22 protein-coding genes, 1 other RNA gene and 1 pseudogene are annotated in these 26,573 nt (G+C 50.1%); 5 read left to right on the top strand and 19 right to left on the bottom strand.

Going from position 1 to position 26,573, the window contains the following annotated elements; genetic code table 11:
- Nucleotides 1–75 precede the first annotated feature (75 nt).
- From choV to BGK46_RS07180, 9 genes are all read right to left on the bottom strand, one after another.
- A complete protein-coding gene (choV, locus tag BGK46_RS07220; protein WP_069588036.1) occupies nucleotides 76–1,278 on the bottom strand; it encodes a choline ABC transporter ATP-binding protein in 1,203 nt (400 codons plus the stop codon).
- A 10-nt stretch (nucleotides 1,279–1,288) separates the two neighbouring features.
- On the bottom strand, nucleotides 1,289–2,131 hold the full coding sequence (gene choW / locus BGK46_RS07215; RefSeq protein ID WP_069588035.1) for a choline ABC transporter permease subunit: 843 nt from the start codon (nucleotides 2,129–2,131) through the stop codon (nucleotides 1,289–1,291).
- A 54-nt stretch (nucleotides 2,132–2,185) separates the two neighbouring features.
- A complete protein-coding gene (locus BGK46_RS07210) occupies nucleotides 2,186–3,145 on the bottom strand; it encodes a choline ABC transporter substrate-binding protein (RefSeq protein ID WP_069588034.1) in 960 nt (319 codons plus the stop codon).
- A 19-nt stretch (nucleotides 3,146–3,164) separates the two neighbouring features.
- Nucleotides 3,165–4,889: a choline dehydrogenase gene (gene betA / locus BGK46_RS07205; RefSeq protein WP_069588033.1), complete on the bottom strand. Its 1,725-nt coding sequence runs from the start codon at nucleotides 4,887–4,889 to the stop codon at nucleotides 3,165–3,167.
- 23 nt (nucleotides 4,890–4,912) lie between these two features.
- The gene (gene betB / locus BGK46_RS07200; RefSeq protein ID WP_069588032.1) at nucleotides 4,913–6,373 is read right to left on the bottom strand and encodes a betaine-aldehyde dehydrogenase; all 1,461 of its coding nucleotides are present in this window, start codon (nucleotides 6,371–6,373) and stop codon (nucleotides 4,913–4,915) included.
- A 54-nt stretch (nucleotides 6,374–6,427) separates the two neighbouring features.
- Nucleotides 6,428–7,030: a transcriptional regulator BetI gene (gene betI / locus BGK46_RS07195; RefSeq protein WP_069588030.1), complete on the bottom strand. Its 603-nt coding sequence runs from the start codon at nucleotides 7,028–7,030 to the stop codon at nucleotides 6,428–6,430.
- 665 nt (nucleotides 7,031–7,695) lie between these two features.
- Nucleotides 7,696–8,694 (bottom strand): cytochrome d ubiquinol oxidase subunit II, encoded by a 999-nt coding sequence (cydB, locus tag BGK46_RS07190; protein ID WP_069588028.1) that lies wholly within the window; start codon nucleotides 8,692–8,694, stop codon nucleotides 7,696–7,698.
- Entirely contained in the window at nucleotides 8,691–10,034 is a 1,344-nt protein-coding gene (locus BGK46_RS07185) for a cytochrome ubiquinol oxidase subunit I (RefSeq protein ID WP_069588026.1), read from the bottom strand. The genes cydB and BGK46_RS07185 overlap by 4 nt, the downstream gene beginning before the upstream one ends.
- An 18-nt stretch (nucleotides 10,035–10,052) precedes the next feature.
- Nucleotides 10,053–10,616, bottom strand: coding sequence for a GbsR/MarR family transcriptional regulator (locus BGK46_RS07180; protein ID WP_069588024.1), 564 nt, complete (start codon nucleotides 10,614–10,616; stop codon nucleotides 10,053–10,055).
- A 422-nt stretch (nucleotides 10,617–11,038) separates the two neighbouring features.
- Here BGK46_RS07180 and BGK46_RS18020 point away from each other — a divergent pair.
- The 4 genes and pseudogenes from BGK46_RS18020 to BGK46_RS07165 form a co-directional block, all read left to right on the top strand.
- Nucleotides 11,039–11,806, top strand: a pseudogene (locus BGK46_RS18020) (PAS domain-containing protein); the annotation flags it as partial.
- A gap of 12 nt (nucleotides 11,807–11,818) precedes the next feature.
- Nucleotides 11,819–12,334, top strand: coding sequence for a methyl-accepting chemotaxis protein (locus BGK46_RS18015; RefSeq protein WP_256369727.1), 516 nt, complete (start codon nucleotides 11,819–11,821; stop codon nucleotides 12,332–12,334).
- Nucleotides 12,335–12,418: 84 nt separating this feature from the next.
- Nucleotides 12,419–13,819: an HD-GYP domain-containing protein gene (locus BGK46_RS07170; protein ID WP_069588044.1), complete on the top strand. Its 1,401-nt coding sequence runs from the start codon at nucleotides 12,419–12,421 to the stop codon at nucleotides 13,817–13,819.
- 156 nt (nucleotides 13,820–13,975) lie between these two features.
- A complete protein-coding gene (locus BGK46_RS07165; protein ID WP_069588020.1) occupies nucleotides 13,976–14,452 on the top strand; it encodes a Dps family protein in 477 nt (158 codons plus the stop codon).
- 76 nt (nucleotides 14,453–14,528) lie between these two features.
- Here BGK46_RS07165 and BGK46_RS07160 read toward each other — a convergent pair whose 3' ends face one another.
- From BGK46_RS07160 to BGK46_RS07130, 7 genes are all read right to left on the bottom strand, one after another.
- Nucleotides 14,529–16,790, bottom strand: coding sequence for a glycoside hydrolase (locus BGK46_RS07160; RefSeq protein WP_254659669.1), 2,262 nt, complete (start codon nucleotides 16,788–16,790; stop codon nucleotides 14,529–14,531).
- Between the two features lie 73 nt (nucleotides 16,791–16,863).
- A complete protein-coding gene (locus BGK46_RS07155; RefSeq protein ID WP_084781316.1) occupies nucleotides 16,864–17,742 on the bottom strand; it encodes a DUF2861 family protein in 879 nt (292 codons plus the stop codon).
- A complete protein-coding gene (locus tag BGK46_RS07150) occupies nucleotides 17,739–18,383 on the bottom strand; it encodes a response regulator transcription factor (protein ID WP_069588018.1) in 645 nt (214 codons plus the stop codon). Before BGK46_RS07150 ends, BGK46_RS07155 begins: the two co-directional genes overlap by 4 nt.
- A complete protein-coding gene (locus tag BGK46_RS07145; protein ID WP_069588017.1) occupies nucleotides 18,380–19,777 on the bottom strand; it encodes a DUF3404 domain-containing protein in 1,398 nt (465 codons plus the stop codon). Before BGK46_RS07145 ends, BGK46_RS07150 begins: the two co-directional genes overlap by 4 nt.
- Before the next feature lie 173 nt (nucleotides 19,778–19,950).
- An RNA gene (gene ffs, locus BGK46_RS07140) (signal recognition particle sRNA small type) lies at nucleotides 19,951–20,047 on the bottom strand.
- Between the two features lie 128 nt (nucleotides 20,048–20,175).
- On the bottom strand, nucleotides 20,176–20,904 hold the full coding sequence (locus BGK46_RS07135) for a hypothetical protein (RefSeq protein WP_069588015.1): 729 nt from the start codon (nucleotides 20,902–20,904) through the stop codon (nucleotides 20,176–20,178).
- Between the two features lie 41 nt (nucleotides 20,905–20,945).
- Nucleotides 20,946–21,365 (bottom strand): YbaY family lipoprotein, encoded by a 420-nt coding sequence (locus BGK46_RS07130; RefSeq protein ID WP_069588014.1) that lies wholly within the window; start codon nucleotides 21,363–21,365, stop codon nucleotides 20,946–20,948.
- 99 nt (nucleotides 21,366–21,464) lie between these two features.
- Between BGK46_RS07130 and tesB the strand changes: the two genes are divergently transcribed.
- Complete coding sequence (tesB, locus tag BGK46_RS07125; RefSeq protein ID WP_069588013.1) at nucleotides 21,465–22,328, top strand: acyl-CoA thioesterase II; 864 nt, start codon at nucleotides 21,465–21,467, stop codon at nucleotides 22,326–22,328.
- Nucleotides 22,329–22,417: 89 nt separating this feature from the next.
- On the opposite strand, the gene BGK46_RS07120 is transcribed toward tesB, so the two are convergent.
- From BGK46_RS07120 to BGK46_RS07110, 3 genes are read right to left on the bottom strand one after another with little or no spacing between them, the layout of a single operon-like run.
- Nucleotides 22,418–24,178: an ABC transporter transmembrane domain-containing protein gene (locus BGK46_RS07120; RefSeq protein WP_069588012.1), complete on the bottom strand. Its 1,761-nt coding sequence runs from the start codon at nucleotides 24,176–24,178 to the stop codon at nucleotides 22,418–22,420.
- Complete coding sequence (locus BGK46_RS07115; protein ID WP_069588010.1) at nucleotides 24,171–25,931, bottom strand: ABC transporter transmembrane domain-containing protein; 1,761 nt, start codon at nucleotides 25,929–25,931, stop codon at nucleotides 24,171–24,173. The genes BGK46_RS07120 and BGK46_RS07115 overlap by 8 nt, the downstream gene beginning before the upstream one ends.
- Nucleotides 25,932–25,973: 42 nt before the next feature.
- Nucleotides 25,974–26,441, bottom strand: coding sequence for an Lrp/AsnC family transcriptional regulator (locus BGK46_RS07110; RefSeq protein WP_069588009.1), 468 nt, complete (start codon nucleotides 26,439–26,441; stop codon nucleotides 25,974–25,976).
- Between the last annotated feature and the right edge of the window lie 132 nt (nucleotides 26,442–26,573).

Raw genomic sequence — 26,573 nt, 5'->3', positions numbered from 1 at the left:
TCGCTGGGCAAACAAAAAAAAGCCTGCTCCATGAGCAGGCTTTGTCGTTAGTTAGCATTTATTCGCTGACGTGAGTCAAGCCGCTTGGCTATCGCACGACTGCTGATACTTGCCGAGCAAGGCATGGTAGAAATCGTGATCGGAAAGCGTGCCAACCAATTTGCCATTTTCTACCAGTAGTACGGGTTTGTTGGTGTGATAGCGGATTTCAATCGCATCACGCATTTCGATATCAGGCGATGCCATTACAATGGTATCCGAGCTTACTTGTGACAAGTCTGCCATGTCTTTTTTCCACTCAGCCACACGCAAATGCTGTGTGCCCGCCATGGCCGACAATGCACCCTGAGGCTCTACTGTCACCCAGATATCACGCTGATCGCACACCTTCCAACGGTTTTCAACGTGCGGCATGGTGTCGATATCTTTCATCATTGAGCGACCTTTCAGTACGTTCAACGGATTAGTGTGCGCCACAAAGTCGCGAACATAGTCCGTTTCTGGGCGCAGAACAATGTCTTCAGGTTTACCGTGCTGAATAAGCTGACCGGACTCCATGATGGCAATGTTGTTACCAATTTTCAGTGCCTCGTCCAGATCGTGGCTCACAAACAAAATCGTTTTGTTGAGTTTTTTCTGCAGCTCCAGTAGCTCGTCTTGTAGCTGAGCACGGATCAAGGGATCCAGTGCGGAAAACGGTTCATCCATCAGTAGGATGTCACTGTCCATCGCAAAGGCACGGGCCAAGCCAACACGCTGCTGCATACCGCCAGACAATTCGTGTGGATACTGATAGGCCCAATCCGCCAATCCCACCATTTCAAGTTTTTCTAATGCTTGCTTACGGCGTTCTTTTTTACTGATGCCTTTCATTTCTAGACCGAAGGCAACGTTATCCACCACGGTTAACCAAGGCATCAGAGCGAATTTTTGGAATACCATTGAGGCACGGTTGGTACGCAGATGACGCAGCGTTTGTGCATCCACACTCGCCATATCCACCATTTGGTCACCATCGCGCACTTCAAGGCTGCCACGGCTAATCGGGTTAAGGCCATTCACTGCCCGTAATAAGCTCGATTTACCTGAGCCAGATAGGCCCATCAATACGCAAATCTCACCTTCTTTTACATTAAGTGACACATTGTCCACACCCACGACTTGACCAGTTTGATCGATGATCTCTGATCGCGTTAAGCCTTTGTCGAGCAGGTCGAGTGCGGGTTGTACGTTGTCACCGAAAACAACATCAAGATTTTTAATTGCGATTGCGTCCATGGTATCCCCCTTATTCATGGCCTTGGTTTGGTGCTTTACACAGGCGGTCAAGAATGATGGCTACCAATACAATCGCCAGACCCGCTTCAAAACCTTGAGAAATGTTGACAGTGTTTAGTGCGCGAACCACTGGCTTACCGAGGCCGTCAGCCCCCACTAGTGCGGCGATAACTACCATCGACAGTGACAACATAATACATTGCGTCACACCCGTCATAATGCTTGGCAGTGCCGCAGGCAATTCCACTTTAAACAAAAGCTTCATTCGGTTGGCGCCAAATGCACGGCCAGCTTCCACCAACTCCTCTGGCACACGTGTAATGCCGAGATAAGTCAAGCGAATCGGTGCCGCAATCGCAAAGATGATGGTGGAAATCAGTCCCGGTACAATCCCTAAGCCGAAAAGAACCAGCGTTGGAATCAAATATACAAAAGGCGGTACCGTCTGCATTAAGTCCAAGAGTGGACGCATGATGGTATACGCTAAGGGCCGGTGAGCAGCCATTATCCCAAGCGGTATGCCAATTAATACGGAAATCGTTGTCGCGGCAAACACCAGAACAAAGGTTTCCAGCATCTCTTGCCAGTAGCCCAGGTTGAGGATCAACAAGAGCGCACTCACAACAAAGATCACGATGGAAATTCGACGCTGCAGGTACCACGCTAACGCAGCAGTCATGATGATAGGCATTGCAGGTGGCATCCATTTAAAGATGTCGACCAAAAACATGATGCTGGTATCTAAACCAATCGAGATGGCATCAAAGAAGCCCGCGGCGTTCATGGTTAACCAGTCAACGCCATTTTCCATCCATTGACCGAGTGGGATCTTGTTATCTGTAATAATATTCACAATAAAACCTTAGGGGGCGGCGATTAAACCGCCCTCTCCTTCTACACTTTTTTGTTACGCTTCAGTCTTTTTAAGATATTCAGTCACAGCTTCTACGGCGTTTTTACCGTCTAGTGTGGTGATACCGTCTAGCCACTTGTTCAACACACTTGGGTTGTTACGTAGCCATTCGCGCGCTGCAACCTCTGGCTTCTCGCCGTCGTTCAGGATTTTGCCCATCATTTCGTTTTCCATCTTGAGGCTAAACTCAAGTTGCTCGAGCATTTGACCCACATTCGAACATTGCTCGACATAGCCACTACGAACATTGGTATGAACCGTGGCACCGCCGTAGTTAGGGCCGAAGTAGTCATCTGCACCAGACAGATACTTCATATCAAAGTTGCTGTTCATTGGGTGTGGAGCCCAACCTAGGAAAGCAACCCATTTGCCACGACGAATAGCACGTGAAACTTGCGAAATCATGCCCGCTTCGCTTGATTCGATCAGACGGAAATCACCCAAATCAAAATCATCGGTATCGATCATTTTTTGAATTTGCGTGTTGCCATCATTGCCTGGCTCAATGCCATAAATGCGAGAGTCAAACTTGTCAGCGTATTCCGCGATATCTGCAACACTGGTCACACCCGCATCGTAAACGTACTTAGGCACGGCAAGGGTGTATTTCGCACCCGTTAGGTTGGCGCGTAGGCTATCTACAGTGCCGTTTTCAATATACTTTTTGATATCGCCCGTTTGGGTTGGCATCCAGTTACCGAGGAATACGTCGATGTCGCCCGACGCCAGAGATGAAAAAGTCACAGGCAGTGACAGCAAGTCTGTCTCTGTTTGGTAGCCCATGCCTTTTAGCACTTCTGTGGTGATGGCTGTGGTTGAGGTCACGTCCGTCCAACCGATATCCGAGAAACGTACCGTCTCACATTGGTTGGCAGCGGCGCTAAACGCCACCATAGAGCTCAGGCCAACCGCGGTCATCAGGGTTTTGGTGGTCTTACGTTTGTTCATTGACATCTTGGATTCCTTGTAATGCTTACTGATTAGTTTCCAGTGAAGGCGCACCTTCGGTGGCTTTCTCACTTTGCGCGTTCTGATTGCGTTGCTTTTGCTGCCACTCAGCCGCAATCCATACTGGCACCTGCTCAGCAGGCAAGAGTGGCTTGTCGAGAATCATGTCAGCGGCGCGCTCCGCTACCATGATGGTTGGGGCATTCAAGTTGCCATTTGGAATGGTGGGGAAAATCGATGAATCCACCACGCGCAAACCTTGAATCCCTCGAACACGGCACTGCTCATCGAGTACCGCCATCGAATCGTTGTCTGCACCCATTTTGCAGGTACACGATGGGTGATACGCACTTTCCACGTTCTCTTTCACCCAGCGATCAATCGCTTCGTCTGTGGTGACATCACGACCCGGTTGAATCTCTTCACCACGGAAGGGATCCATAGCACTTTGATCCATGATTTCACGGGTCAAACGAATGGTGTCCCGCCAGTCTTGGCGATCTTGTTCGGTAGTAATGTAATTAAACAGGATCGACGGTTCATCTTGCGGATCCGCTGACTTGATACGTACGTGGCCGCGGCTTTCAGGCTTGTTTGGGCCCACATGGACTTGGAAACCATGCCCATCAAACGCCGCTTTACCGTCGTAACGCATCGCTGCAGGTAAAAAGTGGTACTGGATATTTGGCCACTTCAACCCTTTGCGTGAACGGATAAAGGCACATGATTCAAAGTGGTTGGTTGCACCCAAGCCTTTACGGGTCAAGATCCACTCAGTACCGATCATTCCCTTGCTAATTAATCCCAGCTTACTGTTGAGCGTAATCGGCGCTTTACAATGGAACTGGAAGTAAACTTCAAGGTGGTCTTGCAGGTTTTCACCCACACCCGGCAACTCGTGCTTGACGTCAACACCGGCATTTTCCAGTACGTCACGCGCACCAATGCCTGAAAGTTGCAGCAGTTGCGGTGAGCCTACTGAACCCGCGCTGGAAATGACTTCTTTGTCTGCCATCACGCGTTCAATTTTGCCGCCCTTTTCAAATTCCACACCTACCGCACGTTTGCCTTCCAGCAAGACACGACGAGTCACAACACCCTTTTTCAAGGTCAGATTGCTGCGCTTCAGCGCGCGACGTAGGTAGGCATTTGACGTTGAAGCACGCACACCCTTATCAACCGTCATATGCATCGGCCCAAAGCCTTCTTGCTGATAACCGTTGTAATCTTTGGTTTCTGGATAGCCCGCTTCGACACCCGCATCAATAAAGGCTTGATAAAGCGGGTTGAGTTTCATGTCGTTACCGTTACAAGTACCGACAGGGCCCTGACCACCACGGTAAGTATCTTCACCGCCCGACCAGCTTTCTGCACGCTTGAAATAAGGCAAACAGCTAGCGTAATCCCAGCCATTGGCACCGTGCTCAACCCATTCTTCGAAATCGCAAGCGTGACCACGCACATAGACCATGCCATTAATAGATGAACTACCACCCAGCACTTTACCGCGTGGGCAATGTAGCTGACGGCCATCCAAGCCTGGCTCAGGCAAAGACTCAAACTGCCAAGCATAGCGTTTGGTATTCATGGGATAAGACAGCGCGGTAGGCATCTGAATAAAAATGCTTTTATCGGTGCCCCCGGCTTCAAGCAATAGCACTTGATGTTCGCCGGACTCGGTGAGCCGATCCGCCAGCACACAGCCGGCCGAACCCGCGCCGACGATAATATAATCGTAGCGTTGTGACATATTGGTCGCTCCGTTAACTGAGGTTAGGCGTATGGGCTAGCGAAATCGCCTAGCTCAATCAGTACACTCTTGGTTTGGGTATAGTGAGTCAGGGTCTCGACACCATTCTCACGGCCGATGCCTGATTGCTTGTAGCCGCCGACAGGCATTTCTGCTGGCGAATCACCCCACGTGTTCACCCAACAAATACCGGCTTCAAGCTGATGGATCACGCGATGCGCACGCGACAGGTTTTGGGTAAAGATGCCCGCTGCCAAACCATAATGGGTATTGTTGGCACGACGAATGACCTCTTCCTCGTCTGAGAAACGCAACACTGACATCACAGGGCCAAAGATCTCGTCACGCACATGCACCATGCTGTCATCACAATCGGTGAAGATAGTCGGGGCCACAAAGTTACCTTTGTCGAGACCATTCTCCATTAAGCGTTCGCCGCCAGTTAGCAGGGTGGCACCACTTGCTTTCGCGCCTTGAATGGCCGTCATCACTTTTTCAAGGTGCTCGGTTGAAATCAATGCACCAACTTGGGTGTTCATATCCATTGGATCGCCGACGACCAGTTTCTCGGTGCGCGATTTCAGCTGCTCGACAAACGCGTCATAAATGCTGTCGTGAACAAAGACACGGGTACCGTGAGTACATACCTCACCTTGGGTATAGAAGTTGGCGACCATAGCCGCAGATACCGCATTGTCTAAATCCGCATCATCAAACACGATACAAGGTGACTTACCACCTAGCTCCATGGTGACTGATTTCAGGGTCTTCGCGGCATCACCCATCACGGTTTTACCGGTACCGACTTCACCGGTGAAAGAAACTTTGGCAATCTCTGGGTGTGCTGTCAGCATTTGGCCAACACGGTAATCACCTTGCACCACATTGAATACGCCGTCAGGCATACCGGCTTCAGTGAAGATCTCTGCCAACTTAAGGGCTGTAAGCGGGGTTTCTTCCGATGGCTTGAATACCATGGCATTGCCTGCTGCCAATGCTGGCGCTGATTTCCACATCGCAATTTGAATCGGATAGTTCCACGCACCAATGCCTGCACACACGCCAAGTGGCTCACGACGGGTGTAGAAGAATTGGTTGTCAGACAGCGGTTGCTGCTCACCTTGCATGGATGGCACCAAATTGGCGAAATATTCAATCGCATCAGCACCGGTCACCACATCAACGTCAATCGCTTCTTGCAACGGCTTACCCGTATCAAGGACTTCCAGTTTCGCCAGTTCATCATTGCGCTCACGCAACAAAACAACCGCCTTCAATAGAATTCGGCTACGCTCCATCGCGGTCATGCGAGACCAAACGGCAAAGCCTTCTTTTGCGGCATCAATCGCTTTCTGCACATCGTCTGCAGAAGCTTGGCCGATCTGTGCCAGTGTTTCACCCGTTGCAGGGTTCACGGTGGCAAAGTATTCACCACTGGATACGTCAGTTAACTGACCATTAATAAAAAGCGTTTTCGCGTCCATGATTAATCCTGAATTCTTTTCTGTTCGTGTGTGCATGTCAGCTGCTATCCCGGGTTAGCCCTGAGGACGACCATAAAAGGTCAGTTGCTTGTCTAAATAGTCATTGATAATAGTGCGGGCGTTATTGGCATCAATACCTTTAGGGTTCAATGCACCGCGCAACCAAATACCATCAATCAATGCTGCAATCCCCTGAGCAACCATAACAGCCTGCTCGACCGGCAATAGCGCTTTAAGCTCAATACGCAAATGCGACAGCAAGCGCTTCTCGTTCACGCGCTGCAAACGATGTAACTCATTGTCATGCATGGCATATGACCAGAACGCGAGCCAAGTTTTCACCACATCAGATTGGGCCTGAAAACCTTCAAAGTTCGCGTTAATGATCGCATTAATACGCGCTTGGTGGTGATGACGAGGGATCCCACGCAACGTGTTAATGACAGTGGCTGAAAGCTCGCGCAATACCACGCGCATTGTTTCTTCCAGCAAACCATGCTTACCACCAAAATAGTGGTTGATAATGCCTGTTGATACGCCGGCTTCCTTACTAATCAAAGAGATACTTGCCGCATGCAAACCAACGCGACCAATCACGGTCATGGTGGCTTTAACGAGCTGCGGTTTACGTACTTCCGGCATCCCTACCTTAGGCATTGTTGCTCCCATTCGTTTTTAATTGAACGATTAGTTAAATATAATCTTACACGCTAATATTTAGATCTCAAATAGATTTTTTAACCAAATCGCTACACGACCAACCCTCAAAAAACAGAAACATACAACTACAACAATGATTTAGGTCAATTTCAAAAAGGTTTGTTCCAGATCAAATCTTTTGTGCTGATAGCAGTATTTGTGAACAAATCGGTCAAAAGTCCACCACAAAGCTATGGTGGCGCAGGAAATAGTAAGGGGAATAAGGATTCACTTTCACTCAATGCTGGCCGAAACCAACCGCGAGTCAAGGATTCAAAACACGCTCAACGCTGAGCCACAAATGCGAAAATGAGCGACAAAACGCACAATTTAACCGACGTTATCTACAAAAAGAGGAGGGACGCCAGTTTGAAAGCACGCATCAGCTGATCACAAACCATGATGGGCCACTCCAGCTAGAGCGTCGAGAAGCACAAACTATAACGAGATATAACCTTTCGCTCGACCAATATTTAGGGCCCGAAAGATTGAACAAAAAGGCAGGTTACCGCTAACCGTTTTATCGTGATGGGCATATCATCGCTATCACACTCAAACGCCGAGCAAAAAAAAGCCCAGCGTCTATCGCTGGGCTCATCGATTAGGGGTATGTTACGTATGGCTTACTCGTAGTTAAGCTCGGTGGCTTTTCCTGAGAAGACACGGTACACAAAGAGGGTGTATAAGAAGATCATCGGTAGCACGAACATTGCACCATAACCGACAATCAACAAGGTACCAGTGGCACTCGCCGCCTCTTTCGCCGTCATCACGCCGGGGATAATGTCAGGGAAGAAGCTGTATGCTAAGCCAAAAAAGCTCATTGCAAACAAAATGATCGCACCAATGAATGGGAACTGATAACCCACATCATTTTCGACCGGTACGTGGCGCAGATAGCGGTCTACGAGCAACATAATTGCAAGACACACCAGTGGCACGGGTGCCAGTAATAAAATCTCAGGGAAGCCAAACCAACGCTCGGCTACTGTCTCACTCACCAGTGGGTTGACAATACTGATGGCTAATACGCCAAGCGCCGCAAGCCAGCCACCGCGGCGAGACCATTTCGCCGCGCGCTTTTGCAAGTCCCCTTCCGTTTTCATCACCAGCCAAGTGCCACCAATATAGATGTAGGCGGCGGTCACACAGAGGCCACTTAACAGTGCAAACAAATACGCACCCGTGCTGTCATCAAACGCCAGTACATAGCGGCCAATCATGTAGCCTTGTGTCATCGACGCGATAAACGAGCCCGCTTTAAAGCAGCGATCCCAAAGGTCTTTGCGCTCTGGTTTCACTTTGGCACGAAAATCAAACGACACGCCGCGTAGAATAAGACCCGCCAGCATCACGGACGTAGGCAAATACAACTCGGTCAAAATCATGCTGTGTGCCGCAGGGAAGGCAATCAACAACAAACCTACCGCCAGTACCAACCACGTCTCGTTCGCATCCCAGAATGGGCCAATCGATGCAATCATACGGTCTCGCTGCGCTTGGTTGCAGCTCGGCAACAGCATCCCCACTCCAAGGTCGTAGCCATCGAGCACGGCATACATAAATACCGAGAAGCCAAACAGCAGCAGATAAATTTCAGGCAGATAAGGAGTTATGCTCATGCGTTCACCTCTTTATTCGGCTGAGCGTGGTTGTCTGACTGGTACTCGGGCAGACGTTTTTTGGCTAAGAAGAACAAGGTACGGATGTACGCTACCATCAACACCACATAGAGTGTGAGGTAGATAGTTAAACTAATGCCGACATGCGAGCTTGCCACGGGTGTCACCGCATCCGCCGTTTTTAGCACTCCCTGAACCAACCAAGGCTGACGACCGATCTCTGTGACATACCAGCCCGAAAGCGTCGCTACCCAGCCCGAGAATGTCATGGCGACCAGCCCCATCAAGTGCCACTTCGGCATCGGTTGATTACGCCAAACGCGATATGCGGTAAACCAGCTCACCACCAGCATAAGCACACCCACTCCGACCATGATGCGGAAGCCGAAGAATAACGGCTTCACCGGTGGATGATACTCAAAGCTTTCTAAGCCTTTGATCTCACCATCGAGTTTGTGAGTCAAAATGAGGCTTGCCAGATTCGGGATCCCCACTTCAAAGTCGTTAGAGCGTGTTTCTTCGTTTGGAACCGCAAACAGCAGCAAAGGCGCGCCCTGCTCGGTTTCCCACACACCTTCCATCGCCGCAATTTTTTGTGGTTGATGCTCAAGTGTGTTCAGACCGTGCATGTCACCAACCAGTACTTGTAATGGGATCAGAATTGCCGCAGCAGTGATACCCACTTTTAAAGGCTTGTCCGATACACCTGAGGTCGGTGACTTTAATTTCTGATAAGCAGAGATCCCGGCGATTAAGAAAGAAGCCGTCAAACCAGACGCTAATAGCATGTGGCTTAAGCGATATGGCATCGACGGATTGAAAATCACTTCAAACCAGCTAGTTGGGTGCACCACACCATCAATGATTTCAAAACCGGTTGGGGTATGCATCCAGCTATTGAGCACCAAAATCCAGAATGCAGAAATGGTGGTACCAATCGCTACGAGCAAGGTTGCGAGGGTATGAACCCAATTCGGCACACGGTTCTTACCAAACAACATAATGCCAAGGAAGGTGGCTTCCATGAAAAATGCCGTCATCACTTCATAACCCAATAATGGACCAGCGATGTTACCGACTTTCTCCATAAATCCGGGCCAGTTGGTCCCGAATTGGAAGCTCATCGTGATGCCGGACACTACGCCCAGCGCGAAGGTCAACGCAAACACTTTGACCCAGAAGTAATAGGTATCTAGCCAGATTTGCTCACCGGTACGGTTATATCTGAACTTGAAAAACACCAGCATCCACCCTAAGGCGATCGTTATAGTGGGAAAAAGGATGTGAAAGCTGATGTTGGCCGCAAATTGGATCCGCGACAACATTAAGGTATCTAACATGACATTACCCTCAGGAGTTTAACTGCCCGATTGTTCGTTGGACTTACTGTGAAACAACTTGCCAGACAGCTCGAGAAGCTTGCCGACACTGCTGCCCAGTTTCATCAGGTTCTTCAAATGCTCAGGTTTCATTTGCTGAACATCGTCAAACCAATGGTTAAACAGCTCGAGAAGATCGTGGATCTCATGTAACTGCTTAACCGAATGACTCTCAGCGTCATCTTCACTTCGCATAAAGTGTGCACGCAGCATAGATAAGGTGGGATCCACCTCTCGCTTCTTCCTCTCAGCGAGTACCTGCTGCGCCAACTCCCAGATGGTGCCGTTAGGCACAAAGTAGTCCTTTCTGTCTCCGGGGGTACGCTGTGAGCGAATCAAGTTCCAGCCATGCAATTCCTTGGTTGCCATGCTGACATTGCCACGAGATATGTTGAGCGCCGACACAATATCATCGGCACTTAACGGTTTTTCACTCAACACAATCAGTGCCAGCATTTCGCCGACCGAGCGGTTAAATCCCCACCGACTTCCCATTTCGCCGAAATGCATCACCACATTTCTTAGCTCTTGCGACAGCTCCATCTTGATCTCCCTCACAGTGCTTCTGGGGAATGATACGGAGTTTCTTTGCTGAGGATCAATGAATATTTCGAATTTTCAGAAATTATTGAAAATAAAAAAGTCGATTTGTAACAAGGAATGAAGAAGGGTTATGAATACGTTACATTTGCGGGCAGATGAATCGACTAAGACCGCATAGGTTAAGCGCTTTCGCCGCACAGCGAAAGAGCGATGACACACTCAGATACATATTTGATAGATTTATAAACAACGGTAGTTGTTTGAATCGCCAACAAATAAGGTAGCTATCATTATGAGCGATGAATAATTTTCTGGAAAAACTACGTTTAGCCTGCCCCTGACATCTACACTTTTACGAGCATATGTGAAGTCTATAAAAAGATAATGACTTCGCGGGTTTGGACAACGGGAAGTAAGTAGTTATGTTCAAAAAGACTCAACGCGCGTTAGACGCTTGCCAGAAAGAAAAAGCAGAGCTTGAAGCAGAGCTCAGCGCTCTCCAACAACACATCGCCTCAATTTTATTTACGCCCGACGGGACGGTCATCGATGTGAATGATCATTTACTTGCCATTATCGGTTACCAGCGAGACGAGGTAATCGGTCAGCATCACCGCGCAGTCTGTTTTGAGGACACGGCAAATTCGTCAGAATATCGCCAGTTCTGGCAAGCACTGGCGCAAGGGAAACCCCAGCAAGGCATATTTAGGCGCCGCCACAAAGAGGGACATGAAATCTGGATGGAAGCGACCTATGTCCCTATCAAAGATGAAAATGGGAAAGTCACCAAGGTGCGTAAACTTGCTGCTGATGTTACCGAGCGGCACCAGCAATCAAAACGTAAAGACGCCATATTGGAAGCCATTGATCGCTCATTGGCAGTAATAGAATTTGAGCCGGACGGTACTATTATTCGCGCCAATAAAAACTTTCTCAGTACGGTCCACTATAAAGACAGTGATATTGCTGGCCAGCATCACCGTATCTTTTGCGACCAGGAATTCTACGATGAGAATCCCCACTTTTGGCAATCACTGGCTGACGGTCAGTTCACCGCAGGACAATATCTGCGCCGCGACAAGTACGGTAATGAGGTATGGCTAGAAGCCACGTATAACCCTGTGTTCGATGCCAATGGACAGGTGGTGAAAGTGATTAAGTTTGCCACCAACATCACGGATACCGTCAAGAAAAATCAGGCTGTGAATCATGCGGCCGAACTGGCGCAAGCGTCGTCTGAGCAAACGCTAAAAGACAGTGAAAGCGGCAGCGTACTGTTGCAAGAAGCGGTACAGCTGTCGCAAAACGTTTCTGAACAAGCGATAGAAGCCTCTAATCAGGTCAACCAACTGAACCAGCATGCACAGAGTATTGAAAATATCGTCACCACCATCAAACAGATTGCCGAGCAAACCAACTTGCTCGCATTGAATGCCGCTATTGAGGCTGCTCGCGCCGGCGAACAAGGACGCGGCTTTGCGGTCGTTGCAGATGAAGTACGCGGTTTATCACAGCGAACCAGTAAATCGACCACTGAAATCGCGGATGTGGTTGATGAAAACCTGCAACTGATTAAGGGAGTCAGTGAGGCGATGGAGAGAGTGAGTGAACAGTCCTCGCTCGGGCAAGAGAAGGTGACAGCGGTCGATGAAGTGATGAAAGATATCCATGCCGGCGCGCAAGAAGTCTCAGATACGGTTCGAGGCCTGACTCACTGAATGAACGATACATCGTCAACTGGCGTATAGTTAACTAATAACCTAACACCGAGCCATTGGATTATGCATCAGCAATCAGATCAGATGAGCGTGCCAGATATACCTTGCCAACCATCGTCTGAGTTACGTCTATCGGAACTCATCGTTGCGCTGAGTACTGCGCTCGACATGACCGAAGGCCAGCCCCCCGAGCACTGTATGCGTTGTGCTTGGATGGGCATGAAGCTGGCCGATGCGCTCGATTTTTCGCCCCAGCAGCGTCACGATCTTTTCTATACCTTGCTATTAAAAGATGCGGGGTGCAGTAGCAATGCCGCACGGATCTGCGAACTTTATCTCACTAACGATTTATCCTTTAAGCAACGCTATAAAATTGTCGATGGCAGTTTATCTAGCGTGCTCAATTTCGTGCTCAAAAATACCGGTGTTAAACGGGGCTTCATGGAAAAACTTTCCACGACGTTAGATATCATACGAAACGGTGATATGTATGCCCAAGAGCTGATTGAAACCCGTTGTACGCGTGGTGCAGAAATTGTGCGTGAACTAAGGTTTAGCGAGGCAGTTGCCAACGCCGTCTACGCCCTAGACGAGCACTATGATGGAGGTGGACGCCCTGACAGTTTAAGCGGTGACGCGATCCCTCTTTATGCACGTATCGCTTTGATGACCCAAGTTATTGATGTTTTTCGCACCGAATCCGGCATTGAAGCGGCACTACAAGAAATCAAAGCGCGGCGTGGCACCTGGCTTGATCCTCACCTGGTAGATACATTTATTGAATGCGCGAGCGCCCCCCACTTTTGGCAGCATCTTGATGCCCCCCAACTAAAAGAACAAGTCCTATCGATGGCACCCGCTACCGCAACGATTTGGGTGGATGACGACTATCTCGATGCGATAGCCGCTGCCTTTGGCCGTGTTGTCGATGCCAAAAGCCCGTTTACGTCCGGACATAGTGAACGTGTCGCTGTGTATGCAAGTTTAATCGCAGACGCGCTTGGCGTGAGCGAGCAGGATAAAAAGTGGCTAAAACGCGGCGCGTTGCTCCATGACATCGGTAAACTGGGTGTTAGCAACGATATTCTTGATAAACCCGGTAAACTTGACGACGACGAGTGGGAACAGGTCAAGCAACATGCCGCCTTGAGTAAAACGATTCTCTCGAAGATCCAGCAATTCCACGATCTCGCCCAATTCGCGAGCGCGCACCATGAGAAGCTCGATGGTACCGGTTATCCCGATGGAATACAGGGCGAGCATATATCGCTTCTAACACGCATCATTACTACCGCAGATATATTCGATGCCATTACTGCAGAGCGGCCGTATCGTGGTCCTATTCCCGTGGATAAGGCGCTGAGTATCATGCGCGAAGAGGTAGATACGGCAATCGACCAACGGTGTTTGGATGCACTCATTGCCGGACTCGACACCCTGCCTGATCACTTTATGGTCCATGACGCTACGTCGATCACATCATAGGCACGCCCTATCAGCTATATAGGTTTAACCCATTTTCTTTTTTGATATCGGGTAGTTATCCTATTTTCATCATTTGAAGCGACACCGTTTCCAGTGCTTGGCGTTTGCTATCTGTAGGCGTCAAACACATTGATTTTGCCACTAAGGAGGCATTAGATGAGTAAACAAGCAGCATTGATTGGACTAGACAGCAGCAAAGCCGCCGAACTAGGCGCGCGTTTGGACACGCTATTGGCGAATTATCAAGTGCTTTACACCAATGTGCGTGGTTTTCACTGGAACATCAAAGGTAACGACTTTTTCGAGTTGCACACTAAATTTGAAGAAATTTACACCGATCTTCAAACCAAGATTGATGAAGTCGCTGAACGTATTCTCACCATCGGTGGTACCGCTGAGCACCGCTTCAGCGAGTATTTGAAAGTCAGTGAAATAAAAGAGCACGATCCTGAAGCGAATGGTCAAGCTGGTGTCCGCGCACTGGTCGAAGGCTTCAGTGTTCTGATCGCCCTGCAGCGCGACATCATGAACCTTGCTGGTGATGCAGGCGATGAAGGGACATCTGCGCTAATGAGTGATTACATCCGTGAACAGGAAAAACTGATGTGGATGCTCAACGCTTATCTCAACTAATCATGAATCAGTAGGATTCAGCAAAAAGCCCGCGCGCAATGCGGGCTTTCTTATATCTTGTTAGCGCACCTTAATCCTACTGAGACACAGACCAAACCACTTGCGTTCCATCACTCAACTGCGCCACCAAACCTTTTCCGGGCACAGTGATGTCTGACATACCGACTGGTTGGTCGGTAAAGTTGGCGGTTATCGTCGACCCATCGCTAAATTGGGTCTGCTGTACGCGTCCGCGTTCGTCCAACCAGCGAAAGTCCACCAAGGCTTTGTCCCAAAGGGCTTGATGTATTGGCATAAAGCCCTGTTGGTAATGTTTAATCGCACGAATCCGAGGTTGCGATGGCGACGTTGCTTCATCACGACTTAAATGCACCATGGCGGGCACATTATAAAGCATGGCTATTAAGTCTCTCTCAGCACGCACATTGGTAAACTTTAGGCTATCGCTATGCCAATGGTGGCTATTGATCACCTCATCATGGAACACCGCTTGATAAAGTGGAATACGATATTGCGGATCAAACAAAAGAGCTTGATAAAGCGGCTTCACTTTCGCCGGCAGAAAGAAAAAGGCGGGCTTGTTGTCAGGAAACCAAGGGCCAAGGTAATAGGGCGAAGAGCGATTAGACTTCATGTCTTCATCCCGCCATCCAAAACCAATCGTTTCTAAACCATGTGCAAAAGCGATGCCCTGCGTGGTCAAGCTATTGCCATCTTCCGACCCCAACACCACCGCTTGACGATTTACGATCGATTTCATCCGTTGGTTGAACGCCGCGAGCATATCGACTTCGCGCGTATCACGGCGATAATCTTCTCGCGCCATCGCCGTCGCATCCACATCAATGAACAAACTATTAAACTGTCCATATTTAATAATATCGGCGACACGCTGCGCGACATAATCGGCATCACAGGCAGGGTTGAGATAGAAGCCGTTGCCACGGAACCCTTTTTTCAAGTTGCCATCGCGCTGTTCAATCGCACACGATGTGCGCATCGCATCCGGTAATTGTGCAGTCAGCCAGCTATCGTTCACCCCACGTGGGATCGCGGTATTGTAAGAGTCATAGGGACCAATTAAATAGCCCGCTTGCTTGGCTTTCTCGACGACGTGCGGCTGATAAAACGCCGGCATCCAATTGTCCAAGCCTAACCATAATTTACGGATACCCGCTTTTTGTAAGCTGTCGATCATCTCAGTGGAAAGCCCCTGCCCCCACTGGTCAGCCGGTTTAAGGTACTGTCCTGCGCGCGCCGCTAACCACTTTTTACGTTGCTGCGCGGCCTGGTACTGATTTTTAATGGTATTGTCTTTTTCCGTGGGCGCTGTCACTGGAAAGGTCTCTGCCAACGCACGATTAATGCCATTCACCAAGGTGTTTTTATGATATTGGCTAAACCAACCCTGCTCACTTGAAAGCTCCCCGAGTGCCGCTTTGGTCTCATCATCAAACGGCAATGATGACGCATTAAGCGCCCAATATTTCAGCCCCCACCAATCCTTCACATCATCTCGAGCAAGCGGCCCTCGTCCAAATAGATACACATGGGTCGCGCCAATTAGTTTGGCCGTTTCAGGGTTTTGCTTCACTTTTTGGGCCAATGAGGTTGCTTGATGCTGCTCTTGCCGCCAGTGGCGATACCATTTAGCCCCATCCAATGGATGCTGACCCAGTTTAACCCTTACCACAAAGGGGTCGTGGCGATTTAATGGTGTAAAGGTATGAACCGCGCCCATCGCAAGTTTGTCGTGTTTGCGTGCAAAACTCAGTCGATTATTGGTGGCGGTAACCAGATGGTAGCTAACATATTGGCGACCTATCTGAGCCGTCCAAAACGGCATCTTTAAATCTTGCGTGGTATTCGCGCCATCTCGGCTGGCTTGCAAGTAGTCAATCCATTGCGAATGATCGGTAGGCACCCGCATCCCTTCGCTAAACGGCAATAATAAGGTCTGAGTGTCCTCGACAGGCAAATCAAACCAACGCAATGTAACGGGATGCTGGCGCGTCACTCGGGCGTTTTCATCCAACGACATAGACAAGGTCAAGGCGTCATCCAAGGTGGCAGACACCTCGATATTGGCTGGCTCCCAACGCCAGTTAACTTGATTTGGCGATGGGTGACGTATATTCACCACCTGCTGGGGCTGCTGATCTACGGATAAACTGGCGTCGTTAATGGGTACGCTGTCCCAACGCATCATGAGATCACTCGGGTCAATGGTGACGTGTGTCTCTTGATGGATCAAAGTAAGAGGCGCTGCGTAGGGAGTTAAGCTGAATAGCGTCAAGCTCAACGCAACACAAGAACAATAAAAAGATGGTAGGTTCACGCGATGTCTCCTGTTGATATCAGCGCGCTATTAAATGCCAACCTCGTCCCTTATTTGTCACCTCGCTGTCTCTTTATTCGCTATTCACTGCGTCAGTGCGCTCGACAGCATTGGGTAGGGGGAGTGCCAATCGCTCAACATAGCTCACCTTGATCGCGCCTTGGTATTCAAAGTGACTCACGGTTGCACTCAAATGGCTTGCAGTAGCAGGCGGAGACGTCGGCAAATCAACCTTAACGGGTAATGCCCCCTCAGCGGTTCGTCCAGAGGCATAAATCGGCGCTTGATCCACCCAACGATAGGCATCGTCCAGCCATAACCAATACGCCGTGGCAGGGGCACAGTTTTGCGGCGTTGTCGGCAAATCAATCGCCAGTTGCATATCAGGATGCCCGGTGAGTTGTACCCAAGGACGACGCGGGAGTCCGTAAATCACTAAGCTGTAATGCTGATTACCTAGCTTGAGTTCGTAAACGCCCGGATCCACTTGGGTAAACAATTGACCCGACTCAATCTCTTGATAGCTGGCTTGCGCCGTGAGTGTGGCGCTTAACACCATTTGCCCACTCGGATCCATAAGCGTGACCCGCGTTGTGTTTGCCACCTGCTCCGCCGAGAGCTTGATTTCATAGCCCAGACTCGACGCCCCTGCGCGACGTACAAAAGAGATGGTCAAACCATGAGGGATCCCTTTGCCATTAGGCTCGGTCAAACGCTGTCCGCAATCAGTTTGATTAATAATGGCATGTTTTAGTGTCGCCCAATGCGACTCGTCAACGGGCGCTTGCGTCAGCGCAAACATCAACTCTTGCCAAGCCAATGTGGGCTGTTCGACCAGCAACGCCTGATAAGCCTCGCGCATGGGCGTATCTGTAAACCAAGATTGCTCAGCCTGCGCGCTGATGCTAGTCAAGCCCCACAGGGCTACGATACCGAGACGATGCCACATCATTGTGCTATCAACCTATACCCCACCCCACGGTGAGTCTCGATGGCAAGGTCCGGGAGTTTTTGCCGCAAACGCAAGACATGATTATCCACGGTTCGAGTCGTCGGAAAGGCTTGATAACCCCAGATTTTATTAAGGAGCTCCTCGCGGTGGAACACCCGACCTTGGTTTTGTAAAAGCAACAGTAATAAATCAAACTCTTTGGGTTTTAGCGTGACCGCTTCATTTTGCCAGTATACCGCGCGTGAACCGGGCTCGACCTTGATGCTGCCATACAGCAGTTGACTCTCTCCCAAAGGACGAAGCTGAGCATAAATGCGGGCCAACAGCTCTTGATGTGCAAATGGCTTGACCACATAGTCTTTAGCGCCCGCCATTAAGCCTTCAACCCGTTGTTCAACCTCAATTTTGGCGGTTAACACGATGACAGGTAACGCTTTCAATGCCAGCCAAGTAGGGAGATGCGCCAAGCTATCGCCATCTGCCAATTGGCGATCCAAAATCACTAAGTCCGCGTGATACCAATGCTTCTCAACCTTTGCGCTTTCCATCAACCAAGTACAGTTGAAACCTTGCGTTTCTAAAAACTGACGTAGGCCCTCACCCAATAATTTATCGTCTTCAATCAATAACACGTGGCTCATTGGGGTAACTCCAAAATACAGCAAGTCGGGTGCCGTTTTATCAATAGCTTTCCGCCCATTTGACGCATTAAACGCGCCACCAAAAACAATCCAATGCCCATATTGTGTTCCGAGGTTGGCGCCCGACAGCGCCGCCATAATCGCTGCCACCATGACGGAAACACACCATCATCGTAGACACAAACACGGACACGTTTTCCCACACACACACGAATCCATACGGTTTCCCCACCATGTTGGTGCGCGTTTTTAATCAAGTTTTCCAAGCAAATCGATAACCAATAGAAGGGTAGCGTCAGCGTGCGATCGTCCTCGAGGGTATAGTCAATATCAAAGGGGTCACATACGTGATCGAGCCAATCAGACAGCGATGCCGTTTGCGTCTTAAACTGTTCACTCTTATCCGTACTCAGATAACCTTTACTGGTTTCAGTCAATTGACTCAACCTTTGATGATCAGCCAACAGTCGCCACAATACATCTTGCGCATCTTCGCTAAGTTGATCGAATTGGTTACGCAGCATTTCGACGGTTAACCCCAAGCTGGCAATCGGCGTGCGTAACTCATGCGTTAGCAGTTGAAGTATAAACTGTCGTTCACGACGCTGTTGATAACGATCATACACACTACGCGCAAGCCCGATGACTAGAGCAATACAGACCAGCACGAGTATCGCGGTAAATACACCTTGATAAGCCGGATGGAGTTGGTTGCAAATATTGCCATAGCGATAGTCACAGCCAGTCGACTCGGTCGACAAACTGAGTCGATAATGTTCTGCAATCGGCGACCACACAGATTGAGGCAATACCTTCCACCCCAATTCGCCATTCAACCACAGCTGGTGATTATCTAGATAGGCACGATAGCCACTCAGTAACGCGTCACGCCCTTGCGCACTCAGGTCACTCAATGATTGATGTAGGGGGTGCTGTGGGTTATCGAGAGTCAGCCGTTGGAGAATGTCAGATGGTGGTGATGTCATCGGATAGGCGGCAAGATAACGGTCCGCATAGCTGCCTCCCGCTGGGTGCAATAACGGATTTTCCACAAACCATGCTGGCGGTAATGACTGACCGTTGCACAAAGCAAGTTCAAAGCGCTGCGCAATCAATAACTGGGGATCGACAATGCGGGGATTGGCTTGACACCGCTGCGTCACCTGATGCAATGCAACCAGATCTTGCCAGTTAAAATGCGTAAAATCGGGGTACTGTGCTTGGCTTTGCAGCAGGTTTTGCGAGTACGCATTGAGCGAAGGCTGAGCCACCACCAAATGACCGGCCTGCCACGCTTCATCATAAAAGCCCTTGAGTTGCGTTTGTAGCTCACTGGCCGCCACTTGACTGCTTAGTAAAGCGAACAGTAACGCGGCTAACGCTCGAAAACCCAATCGATTCTCCCCAGACCTATCATTGCGACTAATGATTAAATCATAGCTAAGCGGTAAGGGGCTGTGTCACCCGAGTGTCAACATCAACGTTATCAATGAAGCGTATCGCATAAATGGATTGAAGGGTACGCGACGAAGAATAAGAGAAAAGCGAAGAGCAGAAAGGGCGGAGGCCTCCCCAGCTGCATCCCGGCACACACGTCCCAAGCGCGGGCTGCTTCCTTCCGGACCTGACCCAGTACACAAGATAGTGTTGCGGGAGAACCAAGGAGGCCTCCATCGATATGTCGTTAAGCTTGCTTAACTGCGGGGCATTATGTGGCATGGCTGGATGCAATGCAAGGAGGATTGATAGCTTCGCCGCTTAACTGTTGATCTTATGAGCAATATCCACCCAGTCAGTCGTCCGGCTCTTCCAAAAACAAGTATTCCCCGATCCAAATTGCCGCTAGCATCGTTGCCCACGCGACCAAAAGCGACATGGTAAGTTGTGAGGGTGTCACTAACGTGATCACCAAAAAAGGAACGCAAGGTAATACATGTAAAGCGATGGGACGCGAGGAAGCAAACCTTGGCGTCAGCCCTATCCACTGCAATAACCAGATCACCGCCACAACAGAAACACACCAAAGCGCAGTCGGCCAACCAAGCAGCACGGCAAGCACTGGTAGCAAAAGCCATGCACTTTGCCGAGGTGGCATGTACAAGCACCATTGCTGTAGCGCGCCCCATGCCACGACTAATCCCAGCAGCAAGACAGTGAATACCCAAGGTGAACCGGCGAGTTTTGCCTCCGATTGCAGCGCCATAATACCAGTCAGCATCGCAATCATCACTGAGCCCAGCAATAGTTTGACATGTAGATGCCGCAAGGGGTTCATCAACAATGACAAGGCGGGCAGCATCAGTAAACTGGTTGCACTGAGCAATGCAGGCAGCTGGGGCATGGCATAGGCAAACGCCCCCATCGCCAACACAAGTAACCAACTCGTGAGTGTCTCGGGGTAAAAGAAAAAAACAGCCGGGACGAAAATCGCCCAACTGGATAACGAAAAACCGGAGACCAAACTGGCTGCCGCTGCAATGGCGACAAGCAACGCAGGCCAAAGCAAAGAAGAGATCCGCATGCACACTCCTTGTGCTCCACTCACGCTTCTCAGTGTAGTGATTAGTTGCCGACTCGCACCAGTGTCAGGGTGGGATCAAAGGTATGATTCGTATCCGTGATCACCTTATTGATGGTATTGGTGATAAACAGCGGGCGTTCGTTCACATCAATTTGTGCCGTGACGACGTATGTGTGTGTTGGAGAAATTTGGCTCGGATCGTAATTCAGTGAAAAGTGAATAGGCACTTGCTGGCCTTCGGTTACGAATGATTGTCGGCTAATCTCTTTACCGGGTGAACCCATTTTTTTCATTTCTACCAAACGGACCGTGACGCTGGCATTCTCAGGTAAAGCAAGTCGCTCACGATACACTAAAGTGCCAGAAACACTCGCTAAATCATTAGGTTGACTATTCCCTGAACAGGCAGTAAACACTAGGGCAGTGAATAAGGCGAACAACAGAAACGATAGTTTCTTCATTAAAGAATCCTCACTGGTACGCGTTTGAATGCGGCAAAAACGCTAAGGTTATGATAGCTTGATCAATAACACTGGAAGCATAGCACGTATCAAGGACTTATGAGCCAACCACTGACAGAACTCTTACAATTACTGCAGCTTGAGCGGTTAGATACTGGCCTTTACCGAGGTCAAAGTGAAAACCTTGGACTGCCACAGGTGTATGGTGGACAGGTCATTGGGCAGGCCCTATCAGCCTCTAAAACCTCGGTCGACCCTGATCGCTTCTTGCATTCATTCCACAGTTATTTTCTGCGCCCAGGCGATCCTGAGCAGCCGATCATCTACGACGTTGAGATACTCAGAGACGGAAAAAGTTTCAGTACGCGACGGATAAAAGCGGTGCAAAACGGCAAACCTATCTTCTATTTGACGGCGTCTTATCAAGAAGAGGAAGAAAGCTTTGAGCATCAAAACACCATGCCGACCGACGTGCCAGCGCCCGAGACCTTGCGCTCTGAGCAGTCACTTGTCAATGATATTGCCCACAAACTACCGCCTAACGTGGTCAAAGCCTTTGGGGGCGACAAGCCGATTGAAGTGCGACCTGCCACGGTAATCAACCCACTTAACCCCCATGCCGCGCCCGCTAAGCAATATCTGTGGATCCGCGCCAATGGTGAAGTGGGGGACGATTTTCATGTCCATCAGTATTTACTCGGCTATGCCGCCGATTGGGGCTTTTTGGTCACGGCGTTGCAGCCTCATGCAGTGACGCTGCTTACGCCGGGCATGAAAGTGGCCACCATTGATCACTCCATGTGGTTCCACCGCCCGTTTAGAATGGATGAGTGGCTGTTGTTTGCGATTGAAAGCCCCTCCGCCAGTGGCGCGCGTGGCTTTGTACGCGGCGAACTTTTCAATCAGCAAGGCGATCTTATCGCCTCAGCCACCCAAGAAGGCTTGATGCGTAAGCTCTCCTAACCATCAGCGTCTCAAGCGTGAGCGAGTCTGAGCAGCACAAAAAAGGGGCATTGCGCCCCTTTTTATCTGTTTCACCCATGACTGAACCGCTACACCTGCGCCTCTTCCTCTAATGCGGCTAAATGCGCGCTAGCTTGCTGAAGTTGATACATCTGCCAGTAGCGGCCTTGCTGACGCAGCAGGCTTTGATGACGCCCTTGCTCAATCACGCGGCCACGATGCAAGACGAGGATGTTATCGGCCTCGGCAATGGTCGATAAGCGGTGCGCAATCACCACCACTGTCATCTGTTGACGTAACCTGTTCAGCGCCTGTTGTACAAGCTCTTCGGTGCCAGAGTCGATATTGGCGGTGGCTTCATCAAGGATCAGAATTTTAGGCTGACGCACTAACACGCGCGCCAGAGCCAACAACTGGCGCTGACCGGCAGAAAAGGTCATTCCGCCCTCGCCAAGTAAGGTATCCAGCCCCGCTGGCAATCCTTTCACGTAATCTGCCAACGCCACTTGCTCGAGGGCATGCCAAATTTTTTCATCGTCCAGTGTCTGTCCCAGCGCGATGTTTTCTCGCAAGCTCCCCGTCAACATGTGCGGATCTTGTTGCACCATGGCAACGCCTTCACGCAAGCTTTGATGACTCAAGCTTTCAATTGGTAATCCACCCAGCGTCAGCGTCCCCTCGCCTGCGCGATAAAATCCCATCAGTAGCGACGCCAAGGTTGATTTACCGCTGCCCGTATGACCGACCAACGCTAGAAAACCGCCGGCAGGGACGTCTACATTCACGTCGGACAATACCGGTGTTTCACCATCATAGGAAAACGATACATTCTGCAGTGCAATGGCACCATCAGGGATCGGCGTGGTGTCATGACCATATTGCTCAGGCGGCGTATCCATCATTTCGAAAAGCCGCTCACCGGCCGAGATAGCCTGCTGAAGCAGTGACAGTTGCTGCATCATTTCAATTAATGGCTCGGTGATCCGCCCCAAATAGCTTAAAAAGGCGTACAGCACCCCAACACCAATCACTGCTGTGCCGCTAAAACCGAAGATAGCCACCAAAGACAGCAAGGCGGCCCCCGCCAATAAATCAATCAAAGGGCGGAGATAGATCCCGTTAAGGCGCTGAATGGTGACCATGGCATCCAAGTGATCCGCAGTCATATCACTGAATCGCGAGGAGAACGCCCGTTCTTGCTGCATTAGCTGGATCAAATTCATGCCGAGCACAGATTCATTCATCACCCCGTTGATATCTGCTAGCCGATCTCGGGCTCGACGATACGCAGGCGCTGAGCGTTTTTGATAGCGCGCCATCACCAGTACCACACAAGGCAGTAGTACCAGCACCACCATTGTCAGTTGCACACTGAGCATCAGCATCGCCACCAGCATCACCCCAATCAGCGCAATGTTGCGTAAAAAGGTTGAAAGCACCGACACATACAGCTCTTTCAACGACTCGGTGTCATTGGTCAAGCGCGATACAATTCGTCCCATCGGCACATAATCAAAGGCTGACAGAGGCTGTTTAATCACGTTGGCGAACACCGCTTTACGGATGCGTTGAATGATGGCCACCGCCATGGTGTTAAAACGCAGCTCGTACTGATACTGAAAGCCGGCGGAAACAATGGTCGATACGATATAACCGACTGCCAGTGCCCACATGATCATCGCCGGATAATGGTCTTTGGCGACATAATTATCGAGAAAGATTTGCACCAAATAAGGGCCCGTCACTTCCGCCACCGCCGCCACCAGCAAGAAAATCGTGGCAATCACAAATTGACGCCTGTCGCGGCGCATGTAGCTTAGCAATCGAAATAAGATCTCTCGCTTAGTCATGGCGCGGCTCCTCATCGGCTTCCAATGCCGCTTCCAGCTGCTGATATTGGTGCATTTCTTGATACCATCCTGGCTGTTGAATCAATTGGCGATGCTGGCCACGCTCTCGGATTTGCCCATGACTGAGCACCACAATTTCATCGGCATTTTCGAGTGCCGATAAGCGGTGGGCTATCACTATCGTGGTACGAGTATGCTGATGCTGTTGCAGGTTCTGCAAAATGCGGTGCTCGGTGTCGCCATCAACCGCCGACAAGGCATCATCCAAAATCAAACACTCCGCTTCCACCAACAAGGCGCGAGCAATCGAAATACGCTGCTTTTGACCGCCAGATAAGGTGATCCCTTTTTCACCCACCGCAGTTTCATACCCGTGCGGCAGCTGACGAATGTCTTCATCGATGCAAGCAAGTGCCGCCGCCTGCTCGATTTCCGCTTGGGTCGCATCCGGACGACCCAGGGCGATGTTTTCCGCAATCGAGCGCGAAAACAAAAACGGCGTTTGCGTCACCACCGCGAAACGTTGTCGCCATGACGACAAATCAGCTTCCGCTATCGACACATCACCATAGCGAATATCGCCCTTTTCAAGCTGGGTCAGATGAAGTAGCAATTGCAATAAGGTTGATTTGCCACTGCCGACTGGGCCGGCAATCCCCAACATGGCTCCAGGCGGAAGCGTCACATGGATATCTTTAAGGGCAAAACTGTCATCCGGTTGCCACTTAAACTGCTCAATGGCCAGCGTCAACGGCTGCATGGTGTCAGGCAGCGGCGTGTCACCGCCAACAATGTCCGGCTGCTCTTGTAGCAACGCATCAATCCGCGTCCAAGCGGCGCGCCCACGCTCAATAATATTAAATAGCCACGCCACCGCGAGCATCGGCCAAATCATCAAGCCTTGATACAAGGTAAACGCGGTAAGATCCCCAAGCGAAATCTCACCAGTGGCGACCAAGTAGCCGCCGCCAGAGACGGTTAGGAAAAACGAGGCGCCAATGGTGCCTTGGATCACCGGCGAAAACAGCGCATCAACCCGCGCCACCGCGAGGTTTTTCTCCCCAGTGCGATCGGCGACTTGATTAAACTGATTCATTTGATGCTGCTCTAAGCCGAATGCACGTACCATACGCACTGCTGACAGTGAGGACTGACTCACCTCTGACAGCTCAGAAAATGCTGCTTGTGATTCGGTGAAGGTATGGTGCAAACGACGGCCAAAGCGATTGACCAGCACCGCCATCACCGGCATCGGTAGCAGCGCTAAAAGCGTCAGCTGCCAGCTGATTTGGCTTACCATCACAATGAGCACGGCCGCGCCTGTGATAATGGAATCCCCCGCGGTCAGAACCCCTTCACCGGCAGTCATTACCACCGCTTTCACATCATTGGTAGAGCGCGCCATGATATCGCCACTCGGGTAGCGACGGAAAAAATGCGGGGATTGGCGAGTAAAATGATCATAAAGCCGGTTGCGCAGCACAGTACCCAGCTCGGCCGCGGCACCAAATAGCCAGACTCGCCACACAATGCGTAGCACATACACCACCACCCAAATGGCCAGCATACCCGCGAGTAGCCACATCAGTAGCTCAGTCGAAATCTCGCCCGCGACCACGCCATCAACCACATGGCCCACAGCCAGCGGTGGAATGAGCTCGAAGACAGAGACAAATACCAAAATAATCATGGCGCCGACATAACGACGCCATTCACGTTTAAAAAACCAGCCTAACTGCCAAAACACCTTCATGAGGTCTCCTTTTTATCCCCGCCTTTTTATCATCAGAACGACCTATCGGATCGGTAAGGCGGTGGTGTACTTAAGCGCTTCCATGGCGAATGTTGATGTCACATTATTCAGACTTGGCACAGAATTGACCAGCTTTTTATAAAAATGATCAAATCGAGTCATATCAGCTACCTGCACCTTCATCATGTAATCATACTCGCCTGCCATGCGGTAGAATTCCATCACCTCAGGGAACTCGGTTACCACCTTGGTAAAAGTCTTGTACCACTGCTCACTGTGATCATTGGTTTTGATATGGACGAAGGCGGTAAATGCGAGGCCAACGGTTTCGGGGTCAAGCAATGCCACCCGCCCGCGGATCACCCCTTGTGATTCCAGCCGTTTCAGCCGCTTCCAACAGGGGGTCGTGGTTAAATTCACCCGTTCTGCCAGCGCGGACACAGACCAGTTGGCATCTTCCTGCAGCGCCGCGAGTAACGTGCGATCTATCTCATCTAAAGTGACAGTCATGAAAATTTATTTCCATTAATTGTTATGTAGGAGTTCATTTTTCTCTTTTGGCGTCATTATAGAGCAAAAATAGCAAGGTTTTTATCCCACTCTTTACGTAAACTGGTGCTAATTACGTATTCGGAGACGCAT

Source organism: Salinivibrio sp. SS2, from assembly GCF_001722075.1.
In the GTDB taxonomy this organism is placed as follows: domain Bacteria; phylum Pseudomonadota; class Gammaproteobacteria; order Enterobacterales; family Vibrionaceae; genus Salinivibrio; species Salinivibrio proteolyticus.
Note: the sequence above shows the minus strand (reverse complement) of the source record. Positions and strands in the feature narration are given on the sequence as shown.